Below are 26,158 nucleotides of genomic sequence, written 5' to 3'. Positions count from 1 at the left end.
TGTTCATTGCGCTTATTGGGGGATGATCGCAGCGCGGATGGTTTCAGCATTGTGGCGCATCATGTCGATATAAGAGGCGGCAGGGCCATCGGATGCAGACAACGCATCGGAATAAAGAACGCCACCAAGCCTGAGCCCAGACTCGGACGCGATCTGCTCAACAAGGCGCGCATCAGCAATATTTTCGGCGAAAACAGCGGCAGCACGGTTTTCCTTGATATCCCGCACGACACCCGCGACATCGGCAGCAGATGCTTCAGACTCGGTTGAAACGCCCTGTGGTGACAAAAATTTCACGCCATAGGTGTTTTCAAAATACCGAAATGCGTTATGGGCAACGACCACAACGCGATGATCCTGCGGAATGGAGGCAATCGTGCTTCTGATATCAGCGTCAAGCTTGTCCAATTGCTGATGATAAGCAGCCGCGTTCTGCTCGTAGACGTCGCATCCCTTGGCATCGGCTTTGCAGAAAGCCGAAACGATGTTTTGAACATAGACCTTGGCATTCCCCACAGATTGCCAGGCATGGGGATCGAACGGCGCTTCATGGAACACTGCTTTGGTGCCGTAATAATGGTAGTGCCCGCCGTGCGGATCACGCAAAATCTCGGCACCTTCAGTCGCCTCGACAATCTCGGCTTCGGTCCCGCTGGCCTCAACAAGCCGGGACAAAAAACCTTCCAATTGCAGACCGTTCACCAGAACCACATCAGCTTTCGCCATTGCGATAGCATCCGACGGTTTTGGCTCATAGACATGTGCGTCGCCATTGGGACCTACCAGGGTGCGCAAGGCAATTCTGTCACCACCCACTTTTTGCGCCATGTCACCCAGTATGGAGAAGCTGGCAATGACATTGAGCTTTTGTTCTCCTGCACCTGCATGCGAACTGACGACCAATGTTGCAACACTCAATGCAAGGGCAAGTTTCAATTGCCGCATCATTTCAATAGTCCTCCTGATTGTTAGGCAACTTTGTGCGAGGTTCGGAGTCTGCATGTCGCAAACACGCCTCGCGTTCCCGCAAGGACCGAGATGAAATAAACCGCTCCTGCAGAAAGAATGATGGCCGGTCCTGACGGTAACGACAGGTGATAAGACAGCAGCAAACCTGACAGCGAAGCGCCAAGACCAAAGACCGTTGCCAGAAAGCACATGGTTTCAACACGATTTGTCCAGAAGCGTGCAGATGCGGCAGGCAGGATCATCAACCCCACGGACAACAACGTACCCAGCGCCTGAAACCCAGCCACAAGATTGAGGACCACAAGGCCAAGGAAGATGAAATGCACTGGCGAGCCAAGCCTGGACACCGAACGCAGAAATAAGGGATCGAGAGATTCAGCAATCAGCGCACGCCAGAACACAGTAAGCGTTATCAATGTGAGGACTGTGGTAAGCCCGATCAGGAAAAGTGCATCATTGTTGAGCGCCAGTACGGTCCCGAACAGCACATGCATCAGATCGACACTCGATCCGCGCATTGAAACTAGCAGCACACCAATTGCCAATGATATCAGATAGAAAGCGGCCATTGAGGCGTCTTCTTTCTGGATCGTCAAACGCGAGACTGCGCCCGCACACAGCGCTACCACTATCCCCGCAAGCATCCCGCCAATGGTCATTGGAACGATTTCCAGCCCATAAAACAGGAACCCGGCAGCAGCGCCCGGCAGAATGGCATGGGACATGGCGTCGCCAGTCAGGCTCATGCGCCGCAACATCAGAAATACGCCCACCGGGCAAGCACTGATCGAAAGAAAGACCGCACCCAGCAATGCCCTTTGCATGAAGGCAAATTCCGCAAAGGGAGCGATAAAGAATTGATGCAAAACCACCATCATGCCGCGTCCTTGCCGAATGCTGACAAACTCGTGGGCGTATGCTGATGACTGTGTGCCGTCTTGCACCAGGGCGCTGCTTCATCCCAGGCCTCATGGAAATGTCGGGCGCGTGCAAGATTTTCAGACGTCAGCACATCATCGACGCTGCCCCATGCAACAGCACGGCGCGCCAGCAACAATGCTTCAGGAAAGTGCTCCCGGACCAGATCAAGATCATGCGCAACGACCATGACCGTGCGCTTTTCATGGTGCCAGTCCTTGATCAGCCCGATAAGATCAGTAACCGTCTTCTCATCCACCGCATTGAATGGCTCATCGAGCAGGATCAAATCGGCATTCTGGACAAGCACACGCGCAAACAATGTGCGCTGGAGTTGTCCACCCGAAAGACTGTCGAGTGAACGTTTCTCAAAGCCTTCCAACCCAACGGCTACAAGGGCATCCGTCAACGTCTGTCGATCACCGGCATTGTGTCGGCGCAACAATCCACGTCTTGGCCATAGCCCCATGCCGACGAGATCGATAACACGTGCCGGAAAAGAACGATCCAGTTCCGATTGCTGTGGCAGATAGGCGAGGCTTTCCGCCCTGCCCGCAACACATGCGCCAGACAACGGGCGCAAAATGCCCGCTATGCCTTTCATCAACGTCGATTTTCCCGAACCATTTGCACCCACAACGGCAGTCAGCGAGCCAGTGCGAACGGCGCCACTGAGATGATGGACCGCTGGATGACTGTTATAGCCAAGCGTCAGGTCACGAAAAGTCAGGCATGCATCAGTCATGAATTCCAGCACTTCTACTGATCGAATGGGATTGGAAAATGCTCCACATATGTAATGTTATTACATTAAATCGCCGAGCCGCAAGAGATAATATGAGAAATCCAATCCTAAATATTCGATGGGCGTAAAACCCGCTGTTTTCGTTTAAAAAAGCAGCGAAAATCTGCTGTTCTTTGTATTATTTTCTGGCGCTTGAAGATCAAAAATGGGTAGTATCAACCTAGTTCCTTCGCTGGCATCTTGGGCAAGATGCCCAAGTTCTCCGGCGAGTTCTGATACTAAAATCCAGCCTAAAGCCAATTCAGACAAACTTCGGAGTGGGGTTTGGACCATATCGTTGAAGCCTATCAGATTTGCTCTGAACAGGACTGCGCAGATGAGCCATCGATGGATTGGCCATATATTTGCGCAATGGATTTGCTCAAACATCCGCTCAATATCGCTATTTCCGATTATCTCGATTTTGTCGGCAAAGCATCCAATTCAGACCGTGCATGGATAATCGAATACGGCCAGGATTTGCTTCGTTTTCGCAATACCTACGAATGGTGCAGAGGCGGTACGACTTCCTTCCTTGAAGAATTGCAAGAGGCTCCGACAACACTTATCGGCTGGCTGCATCGATATTTAATTGCCGGAAAAGCCGTAGCGGTAAACAATGTGCACAGCCTGCCGCGTGCTGCCAGAGCTATACAGGTCGAGTTCGTCCGTCAGGGCAATAAAAGTATCCTAAGCATCCCAATGTTTTACGATGGGCGGTTGCGCGGGATCATCGGCTTCGACACAACGCGCGAATATCACCAGTGGTCCGGTGCCGAAATCAAGGCGATGTTTCAATGTGCAAATCTCATCGCTCAGGCCCAATATGGCAGTAACAACAATCAGATAACCATCAATCTGGGAGAAGAAACCGCACCGCTCGTCTATCTTCGCAAACGTGGCGTCGTGCGTGGCGTAGCGCCAGAGGCAATTGTCGGTGTACGCTCTGCAGGAAATTATAGCGAGATCTGGCTGAACGACGGATCGATGCTGCTTGATTCACGCGCCCTTGGCATCTGGATGAGCATATTGCCGGAAAGCCATTTCTTCCGCGTCCATCGCACAGCTTTTGTCAATGCTCTGCATGTTTCAGATTTAGACCGAAGCAAGCCAGATAGATGGCTCATCAAAATGCGCGCCATACAGCAATCCTGGCCGGTTTCCCGCGTTTATCGCAAACCCTTGCGCGAAAGGTTGGGCGTGTAAGGCAGCTCGACATACGGCTGCTCAAATCCCATGTTCGTTCATCCAACCGGCTGGTTGATTCATCCTTCTGTCATTGCTCAGTACAACACTTGTTCTCAATGCTCTCAACAACAGAACAATCACACCAAACCAAGCACTAAGGGATCAACATGCGTTCGAGCCAGTTGCCTGAAATTCGCCCTGCACATTTTATTTGTGCCTTGCTGATGGCCAGCGGTCTGACTTTGGTGATGGGGCAACACGCGAGCGCAGAAGACCTTGCTTTGAAAGATGCCGTCTCCATGACCGGCATGGCGTTGTTCCTGAGCTCCGGTGCGCCAGCACTGACAATCGCTGTCGTCCGCGGTGATGAAACTATTGTACAAGGTTTTGGGGAAACAGTGCCTGGCAACGACACAGAACCGAACAGCAAATCAGTTTTCCGCCTCGGCTCGATCTCGAAGGTCTTCGCAACTGACGTTCTCACCTCTCTGGTGGCCGATGGTACAGTGAGACTGACCGATCCGCTTGAACGCTATGCGCCTGACGGTGTCAGCGTTAAACGAACAGGCCGACCGATAACGTTACTCGATCTCGCAACGCATTCGGCAGGCTTGCCGCGTGAGCTTGCCGATCCCAGTGCAAAACCGTCGGACAATCCATTCGATGCCTTTGATCGCGACTATTACTGGAAGTGGATCGGATCGAACGCACCAGCCTATGCGCCTGGTACGACCACGCTTTATTCAAACTTCGGTTATGGCCTGATGGGCGATGCACTCGCCAAGGCGGGCAAAAGCAACTTTGCTGACCTCTTGAAGAGCCGGGTATTCGAACCTGCGGGTATGAGCGATACCACCACGACACTAAGCGACGAGCAGAAAAAGCGATTGATGACCGGGCTTGATCCGTTCAACAAGAACGATCCGAATAATGTCGTTCCAGACATTATGTATGCCAGTGCGGGCGTCTATTCGACGGCCGATGACATGGTGAAATGGATGCAATGGCATCTCAATCCCACCGCTGCAACGCAAGAAGCACATACCCTCGATCATACGATGTGGCTGCCCTATGACGGGCTTGAACGTGTCGTCGGGACCGAAGTCACCGGCGGAGAAGGCATGGGATTGGGCTGGGTTGTAACCATGCCGCGCAACGGTGTTCCGATGCTTTTGGGCAAAAGCGGCGGCCTTGGTGGTTTTATGACCTATGTGGTTCTCTCACCCAATCGCAAGCTTGGGATTTTCGTTGTCGCCAACCGCGTAAATTTCGGAATGTTCAATGACATTCGGGCGAGCGTGCATGAACTCGCTGCAGAGCTTGAGCCGCGATAACCCAAGCACCTGCTTTCACCATTTGTAGCGAAGCACACCCTTTCCCGCGTAATTGGTGCTGGCGCCGGAGAACTCGGCGTCAAACGCAGCCCCCAGCGACAAGCCATTATTCCAGGCCATCTCGGCCGAGACACTTGCAAGGCCGACATCCTTTGGCTGTGAAGCACCATTGACCACAAAGCCCACTCCCGGCAATGCATTGATCGCGGCAAAGACGTTACGATCATTGTTGAAGTTGCGGGCCCAGGCAAGGCGTCCGCGCGTTGTGAATACGCCATCCGAGAGTGTAAGAGATTTGTCGAAACTCAGACCAAGTTCGCCACGCCCTACAGTTTCGCGCTGTGACGAATAGTTGAGCGCATAAGTATCGCTGCCTGCATAGGCTTTTTCCGAATAGGATGGCAGGTCAAAGCTTACAAACTGCCCTGCCGCATAAGGGGTTATGCCCAGCCAGGGCGTGTCAAAACGATAGCCTGCCTCAAGCCGCCCCGACCATGAATTTGCACTATAGCTGCCATTGAGCTGATCCGTTTCGTAGAACGAAACCATGCGCTCGGTATCGACACTCTGCCAGCCATAGGCAAGCGCGCCGGTAATATAGGCATTGCCGATATTATGCCTGCCATAAATGCCCACCTGAAACAGATCGGAGTCGCCGCTGCCCAGGCCATCGGCGAGGCTGAACTTGGTGCCTCCACCGGCGATGGCAAAGCCCAGAATTGTATCGGGTGACACGAGATAATCCGCACCGACAGCGACACCATAAACACGACCACGCGCGTCATGCGACCCAATGATCGCATCACCATCCGTTGTGCGTGAACCGCCGTAACCTGCGCCCCATACACTCCAGCGGTGCTCAAATAGGTTCGCATCAGATGCTCGCGCTTTTGTAACACGCCCCGCCCGACCGGTTACCAGAGGATCCATGAGCGTATTCATGAACTGGCTCATGGCGTCGATGGTCGTTTGTTGTGCCGCGGTTGCCAACTCACCTGAAGCGGCAGTCAGACCGTCGGCATCCAACCCACCAAATGCGAATGGGATTTGCCCGTTCTCATCGAAGTAGTTGACCAGCGCCGCCGACACGTTCTGCTGGTTCACATTCAAGCCGCCGATATTCATTTCGAGATCGAGGAAGGCGTTACTGGCGTCGTATCGCAAGAGCGAGACGAAATTCTCCGGCAGATTTGTCGTCACCTCTTCGCCGAATGTACTCCCGGCCAAACCACCCTCTGCATTGAGAATGTTATAGCGCTTCATCACATAAGCACCCGGATCGAAAGAAGCATGTACCGTCGCGCCACCCAAATCAGCCTGCCCCATAACATTTACGCGGTCTGAACCTGAAGGAGAGACTTCAATCTCATAGAGAGAAGACGCCGTTAATCGCAAATCTCCAGCCACATTGAGGGTGCCTATGGAATTGCCCGGTGCCAGCGTACCACCATTGATGAATGTCTGCCCTACCGTGCCGGTGCCGCCGAGTTCGGCACCTTCATAGACCGTTGTGAGCATCGAAGAACTGATGGAGCCATTGACTGCGAGCCGCCCTGACAGAACATCGGTGGCACCTGTATAGCTGCTGTCGCCCGTTAGAACGACAGCGCCCTCACCTTTCTGCTGAAAACCACCTGATCCGCTAATGCTGCCGGAAAATTCAAACGCGTCCGAACGACTAAAGACCAGTGTCCCATTGTTGATAACATCGCCTGTGATCCAGCCTGACGTACCGCCGCTCCCGATCTGAAGGGTCCCGCTCTCAATGCGTGTGCCGCTCGTATAATAGTTGTCGGCATCCAGAATAAGAGTGCCTGAGCCTGCCTGGACCAGCGCACCAGTACCAATAATCAAACCTGAGAAAGTGTAGTCATCGCTGCGGTTGAATGCGAGCGTGCCATTGTTAAGCACATAGCCGCCAATCGATCCCGTTACACCGCCATTCCCAATCTGCAATGTACCATCTGTGATGAATGTATTGCCCGTATAGCTGTGATTACCAGTCAGAACGGTCGTTCCGGTTCCAGCCTGAAGCAACGTCCCCGCACCGGATATCGATCCGTCATAACTAAAAGCATTTGAACGGTTGAACGCCAGCAAACTGTCATTGCTAATGTTGCCGATAATGGAACCGGTTGTTCCGCCATCACCAATCTGCAGAATACCACCCGCAACTGTCGTACCATCTGCATAGGTTCCGTTTCCGGAAATGATGAGCCGTCCCGCGCCATCCTTATACAACGTTCCCGCAGGTCCGGAAATTGCGCCACTCAATTCAAGCGTCGTTCCAAACAGTGTATTAATTGTTCCTGTTCCGATCAGGTTCACACGACGATTAAGGCCTATATCGCCAAGTGTTACGAGTGCTGCATTGCGAATTTCAAGTGCTGCGCCGCTGGAATTGATCCCAAGATTTGCCGCATCGAAAATAGCCAGCGATCCATCATTGATGGTAGTGTTGCCCCAATAGCTATTGGTCCCGGAAAGCACGAGCATTCCGCTGCCGCTCTTGACCAGATTACTATTGAAGTCGTTACCTGTTATTCTACCTGCAAAAATAGTGCCGGTGTCCTGCGCAATTGTCAGTGTCGTCCCATCGATTGAGATTTCGCCACCGGTTCCGATCAAGGAGCGCATCTGCAATGCATTGCCATTCAGATCAAGCTGTCCACCTGTAAGAACGAAATCGGAGTTCGAAGCGATCGCCGAGAGATTGTTTGCTTCAAGACGTAACGTGCCATCATTGATCCATGTACCACCCGACCAGTTATTTGCTCCACTGAGCAGAAGTGTACCGCCGCCATCCTTGAACAGCATTCCGTCGCCGGAAACGCCGCCTGTGAGTTTCATTTCCTGATCGAGAAGAACATTGATTGTCGACACGCCACCCAGAGTTACGGCTTGTGTCAGATCGAAACTATCGGCGGTTCTTAAGGTAGCGTTGTTGATATTCAGCGTGTTGTTTGCCGACCCCAGATTTTGCATGGACGCTATCTGAAGAATGCCGCCGTTGAGATAAGTGTTACCGGAATACGTGTTATCTCCCCAAAGGACCAGCAATCCATCTCCGGCTTTTTCCAGACCCGAGGTGCCGGTAATCGATGCGCTTATCAGTGCCCCTTCGTTATCAAGGACACGTATTTCCGGGACTTCGATATTGATACCAGATCCGCTATAGCCAGTCAGATTGAGCGTTGCGCCGGAATTACCCTCAATTCTGAAATTACCGCCCGCAAACTGCAATCCAACGGCTGACTGCGCACCATCAATCATGACTGTGCCACCCAATCCACGGAAAATGGCATAACCGTGGCCCCATGTTGTGTCAGCAGTACCGCCAGCAGGGTTTAACCAGTTCTGGTTGGCGCTGTTCCATACACCATTCTGATTGTTGCTACCCGGAGTTCCACCATCCCATAGCTGAAGAATGTTCAAGCCTTGAGGATTGACGAAAAGATCAACGGCCCGTGCCTGTGTTGTATCAACCGTATAGTTGAAGCCGAATGGTGTTGTGTCGGGCGTTGTTCCAACATTCAGTCCGCCATTCATTTGTGTCAGACTGCCTGTATATGAAATGAGGCGGTGATAACCGATCGCAGGTGTACCCGTTACATTCAGCGTCGTCCCGTTAAGCGCAACGTCACCGTTCACAACAGTCGTTGCCGTCGTCCCTGAACCGCCTGTAGCGAGATTGTAAGTATAAAGCCCGCCGCTGTTGAACGTTGCCTTACCGTTCACGATGAGCGAAGCCGCGTCGCTGGGTAAAATGGAGCCACCCGCATTGAGGGTAAGCCCCCCATTAAGTGTTAATGAACGCGTGCCCGTTGGTGCGAGAACAGCCCCGGCATTTATGGTCGTCGTACCAACCTGACCCGATCCTTCCAGCCGCCCCCCATGATCGACAGTCCATGTACCATTCAGTTTCGCTCTCTCGGCCACTTCCACAGTGCTATTGGATACGGTCGCATTGCCGTCGAAAGACGAGCTGGCTCCTGTCAGCTTTGTCTTTCCTGAAAGAAACTTGAGGTTCGCAGAACCCAATATTGAAGCATCAAAGCTGTAGTCAGTCGCATTGTGATTAAAAACCGTATCGGTAAATGGTGAAAGCATCAGATAGCGACCGGCAAAGATGCCTGGAGCAGCAGCGCTTTCACCTTCAGCCGCACCAATATTCAGAACGCCATAAGCGCCATTATCGCCGACATCGATCATTCCGCCGGGCGAGCCAACAACCGCACCATCGGCGATGGTCAACGAGCCATGTCCACCATCATTATCCGCATTACCACCACTGACATAGATGTCCCGCGCCGCCCATTTCGTGCCTGCACCAGTGACAAGAACGGATCCGGTCGAACCAGTGTTTCTCCCAATTGCCACTTTACCGGACTGAACTTGCGCACCATTAGAAACGATCATTGTGCCATTGCCGGAATCACCAACAGCCAGCATGCCATCCACGGTCAGGCTTGATTGCGAACCGGCGATATTTACGGTGCCTGACGCTGAGTTCTGGCTACCTATGATCAAATCACCGCCAACCTTGACCGCCCCACCATTGGAAATCTCCAGCTCACCCGCTTTGATATTGCCAACGACCAGAGATTGTTCAACGGACCAGTCTGCAGAGCTGGGAGCACCGTTGCCAGTTACAATGACCTTACCGCCATCGATAAGGCCAGTTTCGGATTGCAGTGCTGTTTGGTCAGGACCAAGCGTCAGAACGCCACCAGAGACGCTAACATCTTTGAATTTTGTGTTGGCTTTTCCACTCAGCGTCCATGTACTCTGATCATCCTTAAGGAAGTGGCTAAAACCTTGAAACCGCATGCCCACCGAAGAAAGATCGAACGTAGAATTCTCCACGCCAGCCAAGGATAACGTGGCGTCAGTACCAAGATTAACGCCACCGACAAACTGATAGCCATTGAGAAGCTGAAGCACGTTTTTCGTGCCGTTGATGGAAATCGCTGCTGCTCGTGTTTCATCCGAGCCAAGTCCGCCCGATATGGTGCCCGCAGCACTTATGAACGACTGCGATGCAGAGCCTTCAATACCAATCCCGCCGGAGGCTCCGTCTCCCCCCTGAATAACTGCGCCAGTCCCCACCTCGACGCGAAGTCTCTCCCCGGAACTCAACCAGACGCCTTGACCGCCATTTCCTTGATGACCGGCTATACCGTTACTTGGGGACATTGTACCCTTGTAAACGGACCCGGGACCTCCCCGGAAACCTCGTTCTCCGCCTTGTCCGCCTTTAACGCTGGCACCGTCGCCCAGAATGATGTGGCTTTGGTCAGCGTTTGGTCCGCCCAACACAACACCCGTTCCACCGGCTCCGCCATCTCCACCATTACCGCCATTACCAAGGTTATAGTTGTAGGCATAATCGCTGTTACCGCCCCAGCCACCGTTACCGCCCTTTCCGCCATTGCCACCAGCAACAGCGGTCCCGGGAGTTAGGTAGATTGATGCGACAAAGTTGTCCGCCAGAATGCCTGCGCCGCCGTTGCCGCCATTGCCGCCAGAACCGCCGTCGCCGCCGACGGCATTGTTCAGGCTTGCTTTGGTTTCACCAGCACCACCGTCGCCGCCGTAACCACCATCACCACCTGCTCCACCGGTAATGTTGGCTGAAATATTGGCCGCGACTTGCCCGGCAGGCATTGGCCCCTGGTTCGAAGAGCTGAAAGCAAGAGCGGCTCCGCCGCCGCCGCCACCACCACCGGCACCACCGCCACCACCGGTTCCATCCCAATATGCAGAAAACGGGTATATCGCTGCCGAGTACCCAATTCCACCTATGGCACCATTGCCACCACTGCCGCCCTTGCCACCAGTAATGGAGGTGGAAATATCGTAAAGCATACGCGAAGCAAGCCGGGACGTAACGCCACCACCTCCGCCGCCTCCGCCACTTCCACCATCATGGCCGAAGTTACCGGGTGCCCAAACCCAGCCCTTCGCTGCACCATTCGCCCCTTTGGCGCCGTCGTTACCACGCTCGTTCCAGCGGCCACCTGCTCCCCCGCCTCGCGCATGTGGGCCACTTCCGCCAGTTCCACCAATCCCCTCAGAAGCAGAAGTCGAGTTTTTTCCGCCACCGCCACCGCCACCACCACCTGAATAGGAGATGGCAGCGGCGCCGGAGCCCCCCGCCCGAGGGCGACTGATTGCATGTTGTCCACCGGCCCCACCATGGCCTGAGACTTGCTGTGCCAGAACTGGAGCAGTTGAAAATGCGAGGCCAGAAAAAGCGGCCATGGCTGCTATAGCAGCAAGAACACCGGACATCGCTGTCGATGCTTTGAGCGTTCGTCTTCGGATTTGAATATTGAGTTCTACTTGCCTGGCAAAACCTGTTTGTCCGCGATGGTGCGGAGTAAGGACATAAGCGTTGCCTTGTCCAAAATCAAAAACAGTCATTCCTCGCCGCCCCGAAATATATTCAAATCAGCGAATAGTTTCTCGTGTGTTTCTTTAAATCAGCAATAGCTTTAGGACCAATCGACATACGGGTTCAATGAATCGACAATTCTGAACCTTAAAAGAAAACCTTCACCACCCGATAAGATGGTGAAGGCTGATATCGCAAGCTCACAGAGATCAGATTAGGCAAATACCGTTGCAATTGCTTTCTTGGTTGCATCGACGATTTTATCGGCTTCTTCGCGTGTCAGACAGAGCGGTGGAGCAAATCCGAGAATATCGCCTTCAGGCATAGCGCGAGCGATAACGCCGTTGGCGAGAAGTGCCGTTGAAACCTGTGGGCCGATCTTTAGCGATGGGTCGAAGAACTTGCGGTCGTCGCGGTCGTCCACGAATTCGATTGCAGCCATCAGACCTTCGCCGCGCACTTCCCCAACGTGCTTATGGCCACCAACAGCATCCTGCAGTGCCTTGCGGAAATAAGCGCCGGTGGAACCCGCATTTTCGACGAGGTTCAATTCATCAATCAGCTTGAGATTGGCTACGCCTGCGGCAGCGCAGATCGGATGGGCAGAATAGGTCCAGCCATGACCAATCGGACCCATCTTGTCAGATCCCTGTACCAACACCTGCCACATGCGATCAGAAACAATCGAACCCGACAATGGCGCATAGGCTGAGGTCAATCCCTTGGCGATGGTAATGAGGTCCGGCTTCATACCGTAATGATCGGAACCGAACATGCTGCCAAGACGGCCGAAGCCGGTAACGACCTCATCGGCGACAAGCAGAATATCGTAGCGATCAAGAACGGCCTGAATTTTCTGCCAGTAGCCTGCTGGTGGCGGAACGATACCGCCGGTGCCCAGAACAGGTTCACCAATGAAGGCTGCAATTGTCTCCGGGCCTTCTGCAAGGATCATTTCCTCAAGCTTGTCGGCACAATGTTGCGAGAACTGTTCTTCGCTCATCGAGCGGTCCGCGCGACGGAAATAGTATGGCGATTCCGTATGCAGGATAGGCGCACGCGGCAGGTCAAAGGCGTTGTGGAAGGTCGCAAGCCCCGTCATGCTTCCCGTCATCACGCCCGAACCGTGATAGCCGCGCCAGCGCGAAATGATCTTCTTCTTTTCCGGGCGGCCAAGAATATTGTTGTAGTACCAGATCAGTTTAATGTTGGTTTCATTGGCATCCGAACCGGACAGACCAAAATAGACACGGCTCATATGCTCGGGTGCACGATCGATGATCATCTTGGCAAGCGTGATAGACACCTCGGTGCCATGGCCGACGTAGGCATGGTAATAAGCGAGCTTCCGAGCCTGTTCTGCAATTGCATCCGCAATTTCTGTGCGGCCATAACCAACATTGACACAATAAAGACCCGCAAAGGCATCAAGGCTCTTCCGGCCATTCACGTCGGCAATGTACACACCCTCGCCGCCTTCGATCACGCGCGTTGGCGTTTCGCCTCGCGCATGCATTCCCATATGGGTGGACGGATGAAAGAAATGATCGCGATCCCAAGCGGTCAGTTCGTTGCTATTGTTCAACATGGGTATGTTCCTTTCCTGTCGCCACGCTTTTACGCGGCGGTATCGATGCAGAGATATTTGAGTTCGGTGAAGGCTTCGATGCCCTGATGGGAGCCTTCGTGGCCAAGCCCTGATTGTTTCCAGCCGCCAAAGGGGATCGGCGCGCCGGTAATTTTTGCGCGGTTGATGGCTACCATTCCATATTCGAGTGCGCGCCCCATGCGGAGCTGTCGAGCGCCATTCGCCGTTACGACATAGGCAACCAGACCATATTGTGTGGCATTGGCGCGGGCGATGACTTCGTCCTCATCGTCAAAAACCGTGACGGCAGCTACCGGCCCGAATGTCTCTTCGTGCATAATCGCCGCATCGTCAGACACATTGGTCAGCAATGTCGGCTCGAAGAAAAGCGTTTGATCACCAATCCGCTTGCCACCCACTTCGATACGAGCGCCGCGCTTTTCCGCGTCGCGAACCTGTTCCTCAATTTTATCGACCGCACGGCTATGCATCATCGGACCAATTTCGACGTCCGCATCAAGACCGTTGCCTGTTTTGAGGCCCCATATGCGCGCAGCAAAAGCGCTCGTGAAAGCTGGAAGGATATCGCGCTGGACAAAGATACGGTTGGCAGCAAGACAATCCTGCCCTGAAGTTGCAAACTTGGCAGCCATGGCCACATCGGCCGCACGGTCAACATCTGCATCGTTGAAGACAATCAATGGCGCATGCCCGCCAAGCTCCATGACCAGACGTTTGACTGTTGCCGCACATTTGGTGGCAATCAGCTTGCCAATCTCGGTCGAACCGGTGAAGCTCAGCGCCCGCACACGCTCGTCGCGGCACAACACATCGACGATTGGCGCAGCCTTGCCCGTCACAACGTTGAAAACCCCAGACGGAAGGCCGGCGCGTTCTGCAAGCTCTGCCAATGCGAGCGCTGAAAGTGGAGTCTCCGACGACGGATGCACCACCACCGGACAGCCTGCAGCAATCGCTGCTGCCGCTTTACGGGTGATCATGGCATGCGGGAAATTCCACGGCGTCACAAGTGCTACGACACCCAGCGCCTCACGGCGCACCATCATCTCGGCATTGGGCAGATGGCTTATGATGGTCTCTCCGTTGAGGCGCTTAGCCTCTTCTGCGAACCATTCAATGAAAGCTGCGCCATAGTCAATCTCGCCGCGCGATTCATCCAACGGCTTGCCTTGCTCCAGCGTCATCAGCAATGCCAGATCTTCGCGGTTCGCCAGAACAAGCTCATACCAGCGTCGCAAAATTGCGGCTCGTTCCTGGGGCAGTTTGTTGCGCCACTCAGGAAAGGCTTTCTCAGCTGCATCTATCGCAAGCGTTGTTTGGGCTTCGCTTAGACTTGCGACGCGTGCCAGCCGTCGCCCGGTTGCCGGGTCGACAACGGCAAAAGTTTCAGCCTTCTCTCCCGCAACCCAGCGCCCATCGATATAGCCAAGTTCGCGAAAAAGGTGTTTGTCCCGAAGCCTGTTAAGCCCGTCATGTTGTATCGGATGATCCAAAACGGCATTCATTGTGCTTCTCCCAATTCTGGAAGAAACATCTCACAGGCTGGGCCTTTATTCGGACCAAAGGCATAACGAAGAACAGCAGGATTGGGCTAAACTTCAGCGATCAAACAGATCGTTTGGACTATTCCACGTTGTCCGCGAGGATCGACAAAGGTGTTCCAGTCCGCTCATCTTTGACAAGTTTCGTCACGATGTACGTGAAATAGCGTTCGATTCCGATATTCTGATCCAACAGGCGGTCAATCAGACGCTGATAGCTATCTATATCGCGGGCCATGATCATCAGAAAATAATCGATGCCTCCACCGACAGACCAGCACGAGACAATCTCGGGAATGACAGCGATTGCGCGCTCAAAGCGGTCAAAATCGCTCTGGCGGTGATTGCCGAGCGTGATCTGAACCATGACATGCGCAATGGGGGCGATTTTGCGATAGGCGATGCGTGCGTGGTAGCCCGTTACAATGCCCGCCTCTTCCAGCTTGCGCAGTCGTAGCCAGCACGGTGTCGGTGACAAACCCACCTGCTCTGCAAGCGCGAGCTTGGTGATCCGCGCATTCTGCTGCACCGCTTCCAGAATACGAAGATCAACAGCATCAAGCTTGAGGGCGGATTTCATTATAACGGTCCAATGTAAGTGAGTATTTGCGTTTCAAGGCCATTCTCATTGGCATGGTCGCATATCGCAGGCAAGCCTGCGTCAGTAAAAAGTCACTTCAGAGCAATATTGTAATGATCCAATATAATTATTGACATGATGTAATTGGTCTTTCACACATATAGCCAAGAAGAAAAATCAAATAAATGGGGAACGAGAATGCGGCCTTATGGTTTCGCATATGGTGCTTTATTGCGCCCTCAATTTGCTCACCTGCAGCGAAGAAGTGCTTTGCTTGGTGCAGCGCTCCCTATTGTCACGCCGCTTTGAACGGCAGTGCGGATGTCGGGAAGTGTGTCGCAAATGATCAGTCTCAACGAAATAGAGCGAGCCCAGGACAGGCTGAATGGTCATGTCGAAAGAACGCCGCTGATCCACTCCGAAAGTCTCAGCGCGCAATCAGGCGTGCCGGTTTTTCTCAAGCTTGAAAACCGACAACCAACGGGTAGTTTCAAGCTTCGTGGTGCAACAAATGCTGTTCTCAGCCTGTCCGGGAATGAACGCGAGCGGGGGCTTGTCACAGCCTCTACCGGAAATCATGGGCGCGCATTGGCTCATGCGGCGTCCACGCAAGGGTTGACCGCCACGATCTGCCTTTCATCGCTTGTACCGCGCAATAAGGTCGAGGCCATCCGTGCACTTGGTGCTGATGTGCGCATCATCGGCAAATCCCAGGACGACGCGATGGAAGAAGTCATGCGACTTGTGCGTGATGAAAGCATGAATGCCATCCCACCATTCGACGATCCGCGCATTATTGCCGGACAGGGAACTGTGGGATTGGAAATTGTCGAAGACCTCCCCGAACTGGGTACAGTGCTTGTTCCGCTTTCTGGTGGCGGCCTTGCCGCCGGAGTGGCTGCGGCAGTGAAAGCAAAGCTTCCGCAAGCGCGGGTAATTGGAATTTCCATGAAACGCGGTGCGGCTATGCAGGCGAGCCTCGAAGCGGGCAAACCAGTCAATGTTGAGGAATTGGACACGCTGGCAGACTCCCTCGGCGGTGGTATCGGGCTCGACAATCGCTGGACTTTTGAGCTGTGTCGCTCGCTGCTTGATGATGTGATCCTGCTCGATGAAGAGGAGATCGCAGCGGGGATCAGACATGCCGCAACACAGGAAGGCGAAGTCATCGAAGGAGCTGCGGCCGTCGGTATTGCCGCCTTGCTTGCTGGAAAAATAAAGCCAACGGGAGCAACTGCCATCATCATTTCGGGCGGCAATGTCGATCCCGAACAGCATCGCGCAATTATGGAAAACCGCTATCGGAGGGCAGGCTGATGGCTGAAATGAGAATTCTGACCGAAGCTGATCTACGACAGATCATAGCCCTCGACGTTGAAAGCGTAGCATGCGTGGAGGATGCTTTCAGGGCACTCGCCAGTGGCGGTGTCAGCATGCCGCCCATTCTTCGGTTGGATATCCCTGCAGAACGTGGCGAAGTCGATGTGAAAACGGCCTATATTCCCGGATTAGACAGCTTTGCCATTAAGGTAAGTCCGGGCTTCTTCAATAATCCTTCCATCGGCCTGCCTTCTACCAACGGACTGATGATCCAGTTCTCGGCCAAGACCGGGCTTATTGAAGCGTTGCTGCTGGATAATGGCTATCTGACCGATGTGCGTACAGCGGCTGCCGGTGCTGTCGCCGCAAAATATCTGGCACGAAAGGACGCCCATCTAGCCGCCATCTTCGGTGCGGGCATGCAGGCAGAAATGCAGCTTGAAGCGCTGACGCTCGTTCGCCCCATCACCGAGGCGCGGATTTGGGCACGCAACTTCGATAGCGCACAAAAAGCCGCGCGGAACTTTACCGAAAAGCTCGGAATACCGGTGACGGCAATCGCAGATGCTAAGGAAGCTTGCGACGGCACTGACATTATCGTCACGACAACGCCATCGGAAACACCGCTCATAAAGGCTGAATGGCTTACTCCCGGCCAGCATATCACTGCGATGGGCTCGGATGCCGAACATAAGAACGAGATCGACCCCGCCCTTTTCCAGCGATCAATCATCTATGTCGCTGACAGCCTCTCCCAAACGCGCAGGCTTGGCGAACTGCATCATGCAATTTCGGCTGGGATTGTTGCAGCGGATACTGTCTTTCCAGAGCTTGGCCAAATCGTTCTCAATAAGGCGAAATTCCAGCGGCAACCAGAGGATATAACCTTCTGCGATCTAACAGGCACCGGTGTTCAGGACACCGCAATTGCTCGCCTTGCGACGGAGCGCGCCAGCCTGCGCGACGCAGGCACGAAAATCGATTCAACCAAAACTGCAGGAGCCAGTCGATGAGTGTGGAACTCAACTTCACCCGCACGGAATATGATCAGCGGATAGCCAAAACCCGTCGCGCCATGGAGAAGGCAGGCTTCGATGTTATCATCGTCACCGATCCATCCAACATGCACTGGCTTACCGGTTATGATGGCTGGTCCTTCTATGTCCATCAATGCGTTGTGCTTTCGATGGAAGGCGAACCGATCTGGTATGGTCGCGGTCAGGATGGCAACGGTGCGAAACGTACCGCATGGATAAGCCATGACAATATCATCGGCTATCCTGACCATTACGTGCAATCGCTGGAACGCCACCCGATGGATCTTTTGGCTTCGATCCTTGAGGAAAAGGGTTGGGGCAACAAGACGATAGCTGTGGAGTTCGATAATTACTGGTACACGGCTGCAGCACATCATGCCCTGCAGAAGCATCTGCCCAACGCACGTTTCAAAGATGCGCAGGGGCTTGTCAACTGGCAGCGCGCGGTGAAAAGCGCTACCGAAATCGACTATATGCGCAAGGCCGGCCGCATCGTGGAAGCCATGCATCGGCGCATCGTCGACAAGATCGAGCCGGGTATGCGCAAATGCGATCTGGTTGCTGAAATCTACGATGCAGGTACGCGCGGCGTTGACGATTTCGGAGGTGATTATCCGGCAATCGTGCCGTTGCTGCCTTCCGGACCCGACGCTTCCGCCCCGCATCTCACCTGGAACGATCTTCCAATGAAAACCGGCGAAGGCACGTTCTTCGAGATTGCCGGTTGCTACAAGCGCTATCATTGCCCACTGTCGCGCACCGTATTTCTCGGCAAGCCGACACAAGCCTTTCTTGAGGCAGAAAAGGCAACACTAGAAGGTATGGAAGCGGGACTTGCTGCTGCTCGTCCCGGCAACACCTGCGAGGATATCGCCAACGGCTTCTTCGCTGTTTTGAAGAAATACGGGATCATCAAGGACAACCGCACCGGCTATTCCATCGGCCTGTCCTATCCGCCGGACTGGGGCGAACGCACAATGAGCCTGCGTCCCGGCGACCGCACGGAATTGCAGCCCGGCATGACCTTTCATTTCATGACAGGTCTCTGGCTGGAAACCATGGGGCTCGAGATTACCGAGAGCATCGTGATCACCGAAACGGGTGTCGAATGCCTGTCGAATGTGCCGCGCAAACTCGTGGTCAAGGATTAGGACGCTGCGATGATGCATAGCTCGCCCCCTTCCCGCCCCTCCCCAATCACGCCAACCGTCGATCTTAACCGCGACGGCGTGCAGCATGGTCATTTGCGGTTACCGTGGTCGCGAGACGATTCCGCCTGGGGCTCGCTGATGCTGCCCATCTGCGTCATTCGTAATGGCGATGGACCCACAGCCCTTCTTACGGGTGGCAATCACGGCGATGAATATGAAGGACCGGTTGCCCTCTACGATCTCGCCGCCAATCTGAAACCGGCTGAGATCAACGGACGCGTTATTATTGTTCCTGCAATGAATTTCCCGGCCTTCATGGCCGGAACGCGCACATCGCCGATAGATAAAGGCAATCTCAATCGTAGTTTCCCCGGCCGCCCGAATGGCACCGTCACGGAAAAGATCGCCGATTATTTCACCCGCTATCTGCTGCCCACAGCCGATATCGTCGTGGACTTTCATTCCGGCGGACGAACACTCGACTTCCTGCCCTATGCCGCCGCGCACGCCCTGCCCGATGCAACTCAGGAAGCCCAATGCTTTGCTGCCGTCAAAGCCTTTTCGGCTCCTTTCTCCATGCGGATGATCGAGATCGATGCAGTAGGCATGTACGATACAACCGCTGAAGAAGCAGGCAAAGTCTTTGTGACGACCGAGCTTTCAGGCGGCGGCACGATTTCGGCACGGTCGGCAGCAATCGCCAAACGCGGCATTCGCAACCTTTTGCGCCATGCAGGCATTCTGCATGGTGAAGTCGAGCTTTCGCCCACCACATGGCTCGATATGCCGTCACAGGAATGCTTCGGCTTTGCCGATACCGAAGGTTTGCTTGAACCTTTGGTTGATCTCGGCGCAGAAGTACGCAAAGGCGACCTCATTGCCCGCGTTCATAATGTGGCGCGCACCGGCTTGGCTCCGCAAGAGTATCGCGCCGCACTCGATGGAATACTCGCGGCACGGCACTTTCCGGGTCTCATCAAGATGGGCGATTGCCTTTCGGTCATCGCCACGATCAGCGAGGAGCCATCTTCGTCTCAAATCAATCAGTACTGACCAATTGAAAAGCCGGAACAAAAACAACCGGCATCCATAAAGAGGAGTGAACACCATGCGCATGAAACTTCATACGATTTCCGCTCTGCTTTCCGCGGCAGCATTTGCAGCTCTTACAATGCCGTCACAGGCCGTCACCATTGACGATCTGAAAAGCGCGGGCTTTGTGCGAGGAGCAACCGCTAACGAAATGCCTTATGGTTATATGGACGCGAGTGGTGCAGCCAAAGGCATCGGTCCGGATGTTGCCGCAGCAATCTTCAAGAAACTCGGAATTGAGGAAGTCGACTGGACCGTCACACCATTCGGCTCACTTATTCCCGGATTGAAGGCCAAGCGCTTTGAGTTTGTCGCCGCCGAGCAGAACATTCTGCCGGATCGTTGCAAGCAGGTGCAGTTCACCGTTGCTAATTCCAGCTATGGTGAAGGTCTTCTGGTGCCCAAAGGCAACCCGAAGAAAATCCATTCCTATGAAGACATCAAGAAGGATCCTTCCCTGAAAGTTGCTATCGTTTCAGGCGCGGATCAAATCGACTTCCTGCATGGCATGGGTATCGATGAATCGCAAATCGTCATGATTCAGGGCAATGCTGACGCTCCATCCACGGTACAGGCCGGTCGTGCCGATGCTTATGCGGCAACCGAATTGACGGTGGCGAACCTTGTTGCGAATTCCCCGGAACTGGAGCAGGCACATCCGTTTACCGACCCGGTTGTGGATGGCAAAGCTGCACGCAGTTTCGGCGCTTTCAGCTTCCGTCCGGAGGACAAGGAATTCTACGACGCCTTCAATAAGGAACTCATCGAGTTCAAGAAAACTGATGACTACGCCAAAATCCTGATGACTTACGGGCTTAGCGAAGAGAGCGTAGAGGCGGCTCGGACTGTCGATACGGCCACCCTCTGCAACGCAAAGTAACGCTTTTGTCGCCCGCCGTGCCATGATGATTGGTTCGGCGGGCCTTGTCTCATCTCTATCGGGAGAAGACCATATGCACTGGACGGAGTATCTTCCCGCCCTTTTCAAAGGCGCACAAATCACCGTCGTTCTTGCCCTCAGTTCGATGGCTATCGGCACTCTGCTGGCGTTCGCAGCCGGCATTGCCCGTTTTGCGGGTGGACCCATCCTTTCCACGATTGCGGTGATCTATATCGAGATATTCCGGGGTACTTCACTGCTCGTGCAATTGTTCTGGCTTTATTACGCCCTGCCACTGATCGGCATTTCGTTCGACCCACTCACGACCGGCATCATGGGGCTTGGTCTCAATATAGGTGCCTATGGTGCGGAGGTGGTGCGCGGCGCGTTGAAGTCTGTTCCCGAAGCACAGCACGAAGCCGCAAGAGCCCTCAACTTCAGCAGAGGCCACACATTGTTTCATATCGTCCTGCCACAGGCCGTCGTCGAGATGATGCCGGCTTTCGGCAATCTGGCCATTCATAATCTGAAAGATACAGCACTCGCCTCGCTTATCGCCATCAGCGATCTGACCTTCCAGGCCCAGCGTTTGCGCAATCTGACGCTCGACAATGTGACGATCTATTCGCTGACACTACTCGGTTATTTTGCAATGGCTCTGGTGCTCGCTTCCGCTATTCGCTGGCTTGAGCGACGACTGAAACGCCAGACAATGGCAGGAGGTTTCGCATGATCTACGGCTATGCATGGGACACCTCGTCCACGCTTTCTTTTGCGATTTCCATTCTGCCAATTCTGGGAATTGGCCTCACAGTAACCCTCAAGGCCGCAGCCACCGGCTTCGCGATTGCGCTGGTGCTCGGCCTCGTTTTCGCGCTTTTGCGCCGCAGCCCGTACAAGATCATTTCCTGGCCAACGGTGGTCGTTGTGGAATTTCTGCGCGATACGCCGCTGCTGGTGCAGTTGTTTTTCCTGTATTACGTCTTGCCCGTCTACGGCATCGTACTGCCCGCATTCCTGACCGGCGCTCTGGCGCTTGGCCTTCAATATTCGGCCTATACGTCGGAGGTTTATCGCGGAGGTATAGAGGCCATTCCGCGCGGACAGTGGGAAGCGGCACGTGCGCTGAACCTCACACCATGGCGCACCTATCGCGATATCGTCATTCCGCAAGCCATACCCCGGATCATCCCGGCTATGGGCAACTACCTTGTCTCGATGCTGAAGGAGACCCCGGTTCTGTCTGTCGTCAGTATCGTCGACATGCTGAACCTCGCCAATCTGATCGGCGACCGCACCTTCGAATATCTGGTGCCACTATCGATGGTCGGCCTGATCTTCCTCATCCTGACACTTATCTGCTCGGCAGGCATTCGACTGCTCGAACGCACACTTCCAAAGAACGGGATCGCTCTCAAATGACCCAGGAAATTATCCGCTTTCAGGACGTATCCAAGCGTTTCGGCGCACTGACTGTGCTGGATCAATTCAATTTCTCGGTCAAGACGGGCGAGAAAGTAACGCTGATCGGTCCATCAGGATCGGGAAAATCGACCGTGCTCCGCATTCTCATGACGCTGGAGCCATTTCAGGAAGGGACGCTCGAACTCGCAGACATGTCCTATCATGAGCCGAACGGCAAAGGACAGTTTCAAGCGAGCGAAGCCCACTTGCGTAAAATCAGAGCGCATGTCGGCATGGTGTTCCAGAGCTTCAATCTGTTTCCGCACATGTCTGTGCTGCGCAATATCATCGAAGCGCCGGTTCACGTTCTCGGTATGAAGCGGGACGAAGCCGAGGCGCGCGCACTCGATCTTCTTGCTCTTGTCGGCCTGACAGACAAGAAAGATCACTACCCTTCACAGCTTTCCGGCGGCCAGCAGCAGCGCGTTGCGATTGCGCGTTCATTGGCTATGCGTCCGCGTGTTCTACTCTTTGACGAGCCCACATCGGCACTTGATCCGCAGCTTGTCGGCGAAGTTCTGGCGGTCATTCGCAGTCTCGCACAAGAACATGATCTGACAATGCTCCTCGTCACCCATGAGATGCGCTTTGCACGTGAAGTGTCTGATCGTGTTTGTTTTTTCGACAAAGGACGCATCTGCGAGCAGGGCACGCCCGAACAGATATTCCAGTCTCCGACCGAAGAGCGGACGAAAGAATTTCTGCAATCAGTTCTATAGCGCTCAGGCTATAGAACTGACGTCATAGACTGGCGGCAGTTGCGCGAAGGTTTCGCGAATAGTTTCAAGAGCTGTCTGCAAGGCAGATCGCGAAAGCCTCCCGCCGAGGCAGATGCGGATGCCGCCATCTCCCCGCTCACCACCCGCCACGAATGGATCAGAAGGTGTGACAGCAACACCTTTGCTTGCCAGAGCACGAACCAGACCATCCTCCGACCAGTTGCGCGGGATTTTCAACCAGGCACAAAGCGACAGCGGATTGCTGCCTGCAATGTGAGGCTCAAGAATATCGGCTACCAATGTCTGCCTTGAACGCAGTTCGCTGCGCTGAATATCCAGAAGCTCTGTCGCCGTTCCGTCCTCGATCCAGCGGCTGGCCATCTCTGCAACGAGATTAACGCCGCTCCAGCTCGTGACGCGCAAAATCGACGTCACGCGAATAGAATAATGCGCTGGCACCACAAGATAGCCTGTCCGCAAGCCGGTCATGACTGTCTTGGTGAAGCTTGTGACGAAGAAACCCAGCTCCGGCAGCAGTTCCGGCATTGACGGCAGAGGCTCTTCGAGGATCGGCTTGTAGACTTCATCCTCAATGACACAAACGCCATATCGCCGCGCAATGTCCGCGACAGCAATGCGCCTTTCGACTCCCATTAAATGACTGGTCGGATTGCCAAGCGTCGGGATGAGCACCAGTGCTCTTACATCTCCCGCCTTACACGCAGTTTCAAAGGCATCGGGCAATATGCCTTCTCTATCCGTCGGCAGCGCACGCAGCGTGAAGCCAAGTACATTGGCAAGACCGATGATGCCATGATCGGTCAGGCTTTCCGTAAGCACTACCTCTCCCGGCTGAACGACAGCAGCAACCGCAAGAAAAAGTCCATGCGCTGCACCATTCGTAATAATGATGCGACCCGGATCAACATCAACGGACAGGCCACGCAACCAGTCCCGTGCGGCAGCACGATGCCGGTCCAGCCCAGCAATTGGACGACACGGACGCATGAAGCTTGCATTGTCCGACTGGCTCATTTCCTCCAGCAAGCGACGCGAGGCATTCTCGTGGGCTTCCGTATAGACGGCGCGAATGATCGACAGATCCGCGGTTCCGCTGGGATCCCGATCAAGCATGAACCGGTCCGCCCGCTCCGTCACGCGATTGCAGACATAAGTTCCCCGGCCGACTTCGCCACGCAGATAGCCGCGCCGCTCGGCTTCTTTGTAGCTGATACTGACCGTCTGCACCGAAAGCCCGAGCTTGTGCGCGAGATCACGATGCGTTGGCATACGCGTCTCAGGTTTCAGGACACCCTTCTCAATATCCTCAACGATCTTTTCAGTCAGAAGCCGATGTTTGGTGGTTCCCTTTCGCATCTCCAGCGCAGGTTGCCACACATCGAAGGTCACAAGATCATTACAAGCCATCGATTGTCCTAATTTAACAGGAAGCCACCCATGACAATTTATCTCTCAATGAGTGAGATTTGAAGTGGCTAATGCAAAACAGAAGAGGTTATTCGATGTTTTGTGAAACGCATCGCAAATGAAAACGGCCCGCCAGTATCACTGCGGGCCGTTTTGTCGTGGTTGTAAAACTACTATGATCAGCTTAGCACGATACCGCCATCGACATTGAGGCTCTGGCCGGTCACGAAAGCTGCGTCATCAGAAGCAAGGAACACAACCGGCCCAATCACGTCTTCAGGGTCGCCAATCCGCCGCATGGCGGTCTTTTCCTGCCAGGCCTCGCGTATTGCGACATCGTCAAGATTGACGCGACCCATGTCAGTTAAAATGATGCCGGGGCAGACGCAGTTTGCGGTAATACCGAAAGTCCCCACTTCCTGTGCCAATACGCGTGTGAACCCCATGACCGCAGCTTTTGATGCAGAATAATGCGCCTGTTCTGGTGCACCATGCTTGCCACCGATAGAGGCAATATTCACGATGCGACCGTATTTCTGCTTTTTCATGTGAGGCAACACGGCCTGGACGACCAGAAATGTACCCTTGGCATTTACATCAAGAACACTGTCCCAATGTTCTTCCTTGAGATGTTCGACGTCGCTGGCAATCAGAATACCTGCATTGTTGACGACAGCATCGATACGACCAAAAGTATCGACGGTCTTTTGCACCATCGCTTCAACGTCGGTTTTGCAGCTGACATCCGCATAGACGGTCAAAGCGCGGCAACCGGCTGCTTCAATTTCCTTCGCCACATCCTGTAAAGCATCCTTCTGGCGTTCGATATCGTTGATGGCTACATCAAAGCCGCGTTTGGCCATACCAATAGCGATTGCACGTCCAATTCCACGGCTGGCACCTGTGACGAGTGCTATTTTTGCCTGTTCAGTCATTTCATCCTCCAGAAATCCCAGAAATCAAAGAGCCGTATAGCCGCCGTCGACTGTCAGCACTGTGCCTGTCACGAAGCTTGCTGCATCGGATGCAAGAAACAAAACGGCATTGGCAATCTCACGCGGTTCACCGAGCCGCCCTTGGGGCGTCATGGCGAGCCAGGTCGAAAACCATTCTCCGTTGCTGCGTCCCGCAAGCGTCAGTTCGGTTGCGGTGTAACCGGGCGCGACCGCATTTACGCGCACGCCTAGCTTGGCCCATTCAACAGCCAGTGACTTGGTAATGAGATTGACACCCGCTTTTGCAGCGTTGTAGGCCACCTGCGGCTGAGGATAGACGACAATCTCCCCGCACATCGACGAGATGTTGACGATTGCGCCCCGACCCGCCGCAGCCATGCGCTTTCCGAATGCCTGTGCGCAGTAGAAAACGCCATTGAGATTGACGTCGATCACCGCCCGCCAATCATCTTCGGTCACATCGCTGGCGGCGGCATTTCGAACAATACCGGCATTGTTGACAAGAATATCCGGCACGCCAATCTCGTTGGAAATTGCCTCTGCCACCCGTTCGGCAGCATTCTTGTCCGTTACATCGAGCACATATAATTGCGCTGACGAGGCTCTCCGGGCGTTGAGTTCTGCGACAGCTATCTTACCCGCAGCCTCATCTCGGTCGGTGATGATAACATTGGCACCGGCCTCGACAAAAAGTTCGGCGATAGCCCGTCCTATACCTTTGGCACCGCCAGTAATGACAGCACTCTTACCCGTCAGCTGAAAATCCTTGAGCATTATCTTCTCCCGAATAT

20 protein-coding genes are annotated in these 26,158 nt (G+C 54.1%); 10 read left to right on the top strand and 10 right to left on the bottom strand.

Features of this window, described 5'->3' with window-relative positions:
• Window positions 1-12 precede the first annotated feature (12 nt).
• The 3 genes from aztC to aztA are packed head-to-tail and all read right to left on the bottom strand — an operon-like array spanning window position 13 to window position 2,632.
• On the bottom strand, window positions 13-948 hold the full coding sequence (gene aztC / locus C9380_RS12675) for a zinc ABC transporter substrate-binding protein AztC (RefSeq protein ID WP_128093690.1): 936 nt from the start codon (window positions 946-948) through the stop codon (window positions 13-15).
• Between the two features lie 20 nt (window positions 949-968).
• Window positions 969-1,844, bottom strand: coding sequence for a zinc ABC transporter permease AztB (gene aztB / locus C9380_RS12670; RefSeq protein ID WP_128094424.1), 876 nt, complete (start codon window positions 1,842-1,844; stop codon window positions 969-971).
• A complete protein-coding gene (aztA, locus tag C9380_RS12665) occupies window positions 1,844-2,632 on the bottom strand; it encodes a zinc ABC transporter ATP-binding protein AztA (protein WP_100557981.1) in 789 nt (262 codons plus the stop codon). The genes aztB and aztA overlap by 1 nt, the downstream gene beginning before the upstream one ends.
• 324 nt (window positions 2,633-2,956) lie before the next feature.
• Here aztA and C9380_RS12660 point away from each other — a divergent pair, with 324 nt between their 5' ends.
• Both C9380_RS12660 and ampH read left to right on the top strand, forming a co-directional pair.
• Complete coding sequence (locus C9380_RS12660; protein WP_024896509.1) at window positions 2,957-3,877, top strand: GAF domain-containing DNA-binding protein; 921 nt, start codon at window positions 2,957-2,959, stop codon at window positions 3,875-3,877.
• A 149-nt stretch (window positions 3,878-4,026) separates the two neighbouring features.
• Window positions 4,027-5,193: a D-alanyl-D-alanine-carboxypeptidase/endopeptidase AmpH gene (gene ampH / locus C9380_RS12655; RefSeq protein ID WP_128093689.1), complete on the top strand. Its 1,167-nt coding sequence runs from the start codon at window positions 4,027-4,029 to the stop codon at window positions 5,191-5,193.
• Window positions 5,194-5,208: 15 nt separating this feature from the next.
• Here ampH and C9380_RS28330 read toward each other — a convergent pair whose 3' ends face one another.
• The 4 genes from C9380_RS28330 to C9380_RS12630 form a co-directional block, all read right to left on the bottom strand.
• Entirely contained in the window at window positions 5,209-11,619 is a 6,411-nt protein-coding gene (locus tag C9380_RS28330; RefSeq protein WP_282183934.1) for an autotransporter-associated beta strand repeat-containing protein, read from the bottom strand.
• Between the two features lie 185 nt (window positions 11,620-11,804).
• Entirely contained in the window at window positions 11,805-13,178 is a 1,374-nt protein-coding gene (locus C9380_RS12640) for an aspartate aminotransferase family protein (protein ID WP_128093687.1), read from the bottom strand.
• Window positions 13,179-13,207: 29 nt separating this feature from the next.
• Complete coding sequence (locus tag C9380_RS12635) at window positions 13,208-14,704, bottom strand: NAD-dependent succinate-semialdehyde dehydrogenase (RefSeq protein WP_128093686.1); 1,497 nt, start codon at window positions 14,702-14,704, stop codon at window positions 13,208-13,210.
• A 118-nt stretch (window positions 14,705-14,822) separates the two neighbouring features.
• Window positions 14,823-15,320 (bottom strand): Lrp/AsnC family transcriptional regulator, encoded by a 498-nt coding sequence (locus C9380_RS12630; RefSeq protein ID WP_128093685.1) that lies wholly within the window; start codon window positions 15,318-15,320, stop codon window positions 14,823-14,825.
• Between the two features lie 342 nt (window positions 15,321-15,662).
• Between C9380_RS12630 and eutB the strand changes: the two genes are divergently transcribed.
• The 8 genes from eutB (at window position 15,663) to ehuA (ending at window position 22,983) form a co-directional block, all read left to right on the top strand.
• Window positions 15,663-16,637, top strand: a complete 975-nt coding sequence (eutB, locus tag C9380_RS12625; protein WP_128094423.1) for a hydroxyectoine utilization dehydratase EutB — start codon at window positions 15,663-15,665, stop codon at window positions 16,635-16,637.
• Window positions 16,637-17,653, top strand: coding sequence for a cyclodeaminase (locus C9380_RS12620; protein WP_128093684.1), 1,017 nt, complete (start codon window positions 16,637-16,639; stop codon window positions 17,651-17,653). Before eutB ends, C9380_RS12620 begins: the two co-directional genes overlap by 1 nt.
• Entirely contained in the window at window positions 17,650-18,828 is a 1,179-nt protein-coding gene (doeA, locus tag C9380_RS12615) for an ectoine hydrolase DoeA (RefSeq protein ID WP_128093683.1), read from the top strand. Before C9380_RS12620 ends, doeA begins: the two co-directional genes overlap by 4 nt.
• Before the next feature lie 9 nt (window positions 18,829-18,837).
• Window positions 18,838-19,881, top strand: a complete 1,044-nt coding sequence (doeB, locus tag C9380_RS12610; protein ID WP_128093682.1) for a N(2)-acetyl-L-2,4-diaminobutanoate deacetylase DoeB — start codon at window positions 18,838-18,840, stop codon at window positions 19,879-19,881.
• Between the two features lie 55 nt (window positions 19,882-19,936).
• On the top strand, window positions 19,937-20,800 hold the full coding sequence (gene ehuB / locus C9380_RS12605; protein WP_100556762.1) for an ectoine/hydroxyectoine ABC transporter substrate-binding protein EhuB: 864 nt from the start codon (window positions 19,937-19,939) through the stop codon (window positions 20,798-20,800).
• Window positions 20,801-20,873: 73 nt separating this feature from the next.
• Complete coding sequence (ehuC, locus tag C9380_RS12600) at window positions 20,874-21,533, top strand: ectoine/hydroxyectoine ABC transporter permease subunit EhuC (RefSeq protein WP_100556761.1); 660 nt, start codon at window positions 20,874-20,876, stop codon at window positions 21,531-21,533.
• A complete protein-coding gene (gene ehuD / locus C9380_RS12595; protein WP_100556760.1) occupies window positions 21,530-22,222 on the top strand; it encodes an ectoine/hydroxyectoine ABC transporter permease subunit EhuD in 693 nt (230 codons plus the stop codon). The genes ehuC and ehuD overlap by 4 nt, the downstream gene beginning before the upstream one ends.
• Window positions 22,219-22,983 carry an ectoine/hydroxyectoine ABC transporter ATP-binding protein EhuA gene (gene ehuA, locus C9380_RS12590; RefSeq protein WP_105534574.1) on the top strand — a complete coding sequence of 255 codons (765 nt, stop codon included), beginning with the start codon at window positions 22,219-22,221 and terminating at the stop codon, window positions 22,981-22,983. The genes ehuD and ehuA overlap by 4 nt, the downstream gene beginning before the upstream one ends.
• Window positions 22,984-22,986: 3 nt before the next feature.
• On the opposite strand, the gene ehuR is transcribed toward ehuA, so the two are convergent.
• The 3 genes from ehuR to C9380_RS12575 all read right to left on the bottom strand — a co-directional run bounded on the left by ehuR (window position 22,987) and on the right by C9380_RS12575 (window position 26,141).
• Window positions 22,987-24,411 (bottom strand): MocR-like ectoine utilization transcription factor EhuR, encoded by a 1,425-nt coding sequence (ehuR, locus tag C9380_RS12585; protein ID WP_164844655.1) that lies wholly within the window; start codon window positions 24,409-24,411, stop codon window positions 22,987-22,989.
• Window positions 24,412-24,590: 179 nt separating this feature from the next.
• Window positions 24,591-25,346, bottom strand: coding sequence for an SDR family NAD(P)-dependent oxidoreductase (locus C9380_RS12580; RefSeq protein ID WP_128093681.1), 756 nt, complete (start codon window positions 25,344-25,346; stop codon window positions 24,591-24,593).
• Between the two features lie 24 nt (window positions 25,347-25,370).
• The gene (locus C9380_RS12575) at window positions 25,371-26,141 is read right to left on the bottom strand and encodes an SDR family NAD(P)-dependent oxidoreductase (RefSeq protein ID WP_128093680.1); all 771 of its coding nucleotides are present in this window, start codon (window positions 26,139-26,141) and stop codon (window positions 25,371-25,373) included.
• Window positions 26,142-26,158 lie beyond the last annotated feature (17 nt).

The organism is Brucella pituitosa (assembly GCF_003049685.1).
In the GTDB taxonomy this organism is placed as follows: domain Bacteria; phylum Pseudomonadota; class Alphaproteobacteria; order Rhizobiales; family Rhizobiaceae; genus Brucella; species Brucella pituitosa.
This window is presented reverse-complemented; position numbering and strand designations above follow the sequence as displayed.

Bases quoted from the DNA above. Each gene is read 5' to 3' on its own strand.
- aztC (WP_128093690.1), bottom strand. From the start codon at position 948: ATGATGCGGCAATTGAAACTTGCCCTTGCATTGAGTGTTGCAACATTG.
- aztB (WP_128094424.1), bottom strand. From the start codon at position 1,844: ATGGTGGTTTTGCATCAATTCTTTATCGCTCCCTTTGCGGAATTTGCC.
- aztA (WP_100557981.1), bottom strand. From the start codon at position 2,632: ATGACTGATGCATGCCTGACTTTTCGTGACCTGACGCTTGGCTATAAC.
- ampH (WP_128093689.1), top strand. From the start codon at position 4,027: ATGCGTTCGAGCCAGTTGCCTGAAATTCGCCCTGCACATTTTATTTGT.
- C9380_RS28330 (WP_282183934.1), bottom strand. From the start codon at position 11,619: ATGACTGTTTTTGATTTTGGACAAGGCAACGCTTATGTCCTTACTCCG.
- C9380_RS12640 (WP_128093687.1), bottom strand. From the start codon at position 13,178: ATGTTGAACAATAGCAACGAACTGACCGCTTGGGATCGCGATCATTTC.
- C9380_RS12635 (WP_128093686.1), bottom strand. From the start codon at position 14,704: ATGAATGCCGTTTTGGATCATCCGATACAACATGACGGGCTTAACAGG.
- C9380_RS12630 (WP_128093685.1), bottom strand. From the start codon at position 15,320: ATGAAATCCGCCCTCAAGCTTGATGCTGTTGATCTTCGTATTCTGGAA.
- eutB (WP_128094423.1), top strand. From the start codon at position 15,663: ATGATCAGTCTCAACGAAATAGAGCGAGCCCAGGACAGGCTGAATGGT.
- C9380_RS12620 (WP_128093684.1), top strand. From the start codon at position 16,637: ATGGCTGAAATGAGAATTCTGACCGAAGCTGATCTACGACAGATCATA.
- doeA (WP_128093683.1), top strand. From the start codon at position 17,650: ATGAGTGTGGAACTCAACTTCACCCGCACGGAATATGATCAGCGGATA.
- doeB (WP_128093682.1), top strand. From the start codon at position 18,838: ATGATGCATAGCTCGCCCCCTTCCCGCCCCTCCCCAATCACGCCAACC.
- ehuB (WP_100556762.1), top strand. From the start codon at position 19,937: ATGCGCATGAAACTTCATACGATTTCCGCTCTGCTTTCCGCGGCAGCA.
- ehuC (WP_100556761.1), top strand. From the start codon at position 20,874: ATGCACTGGACGGAGTATCTTCCCGCCCTTTTCAAAGGCGCACAAATC.
- ehuD (WP_100556760.1), top strand. From the start codon at position 21,530: ATGATCTACGGCTATGCATGGGACACCTCGTCCACGCTTTCTTTTGCG.
- ehuA (WP_105534574.1), top strand. From the start codon at position 22,219: ATGACCCAGGAAATTATCCGCTTTCAGGACGTATCCAAGCGTTTCGGC.
- ehuR (WP_164844655.1), bottom strand. From the start codon at position 24,411: ATGGCTTGTAATGATCTTGTGACCTTCGATGTGTGGCAACCTGCGCTG.
- C9380_RS12580 (WP_128093681.1), bottom strand. From the start codon at position 25,346: ATGACTGAACAGGCAAAAATAGCACTCGTCACAGGTGCCAGCCGTGGA.
- C9380_RS12575 (WP_128093680.1), bottom strand. From the start codon at position 26,141: ATGCTCAAGGATTTTCAGCTGACGGGTAAGAGTGCTGTCATTACTGGC.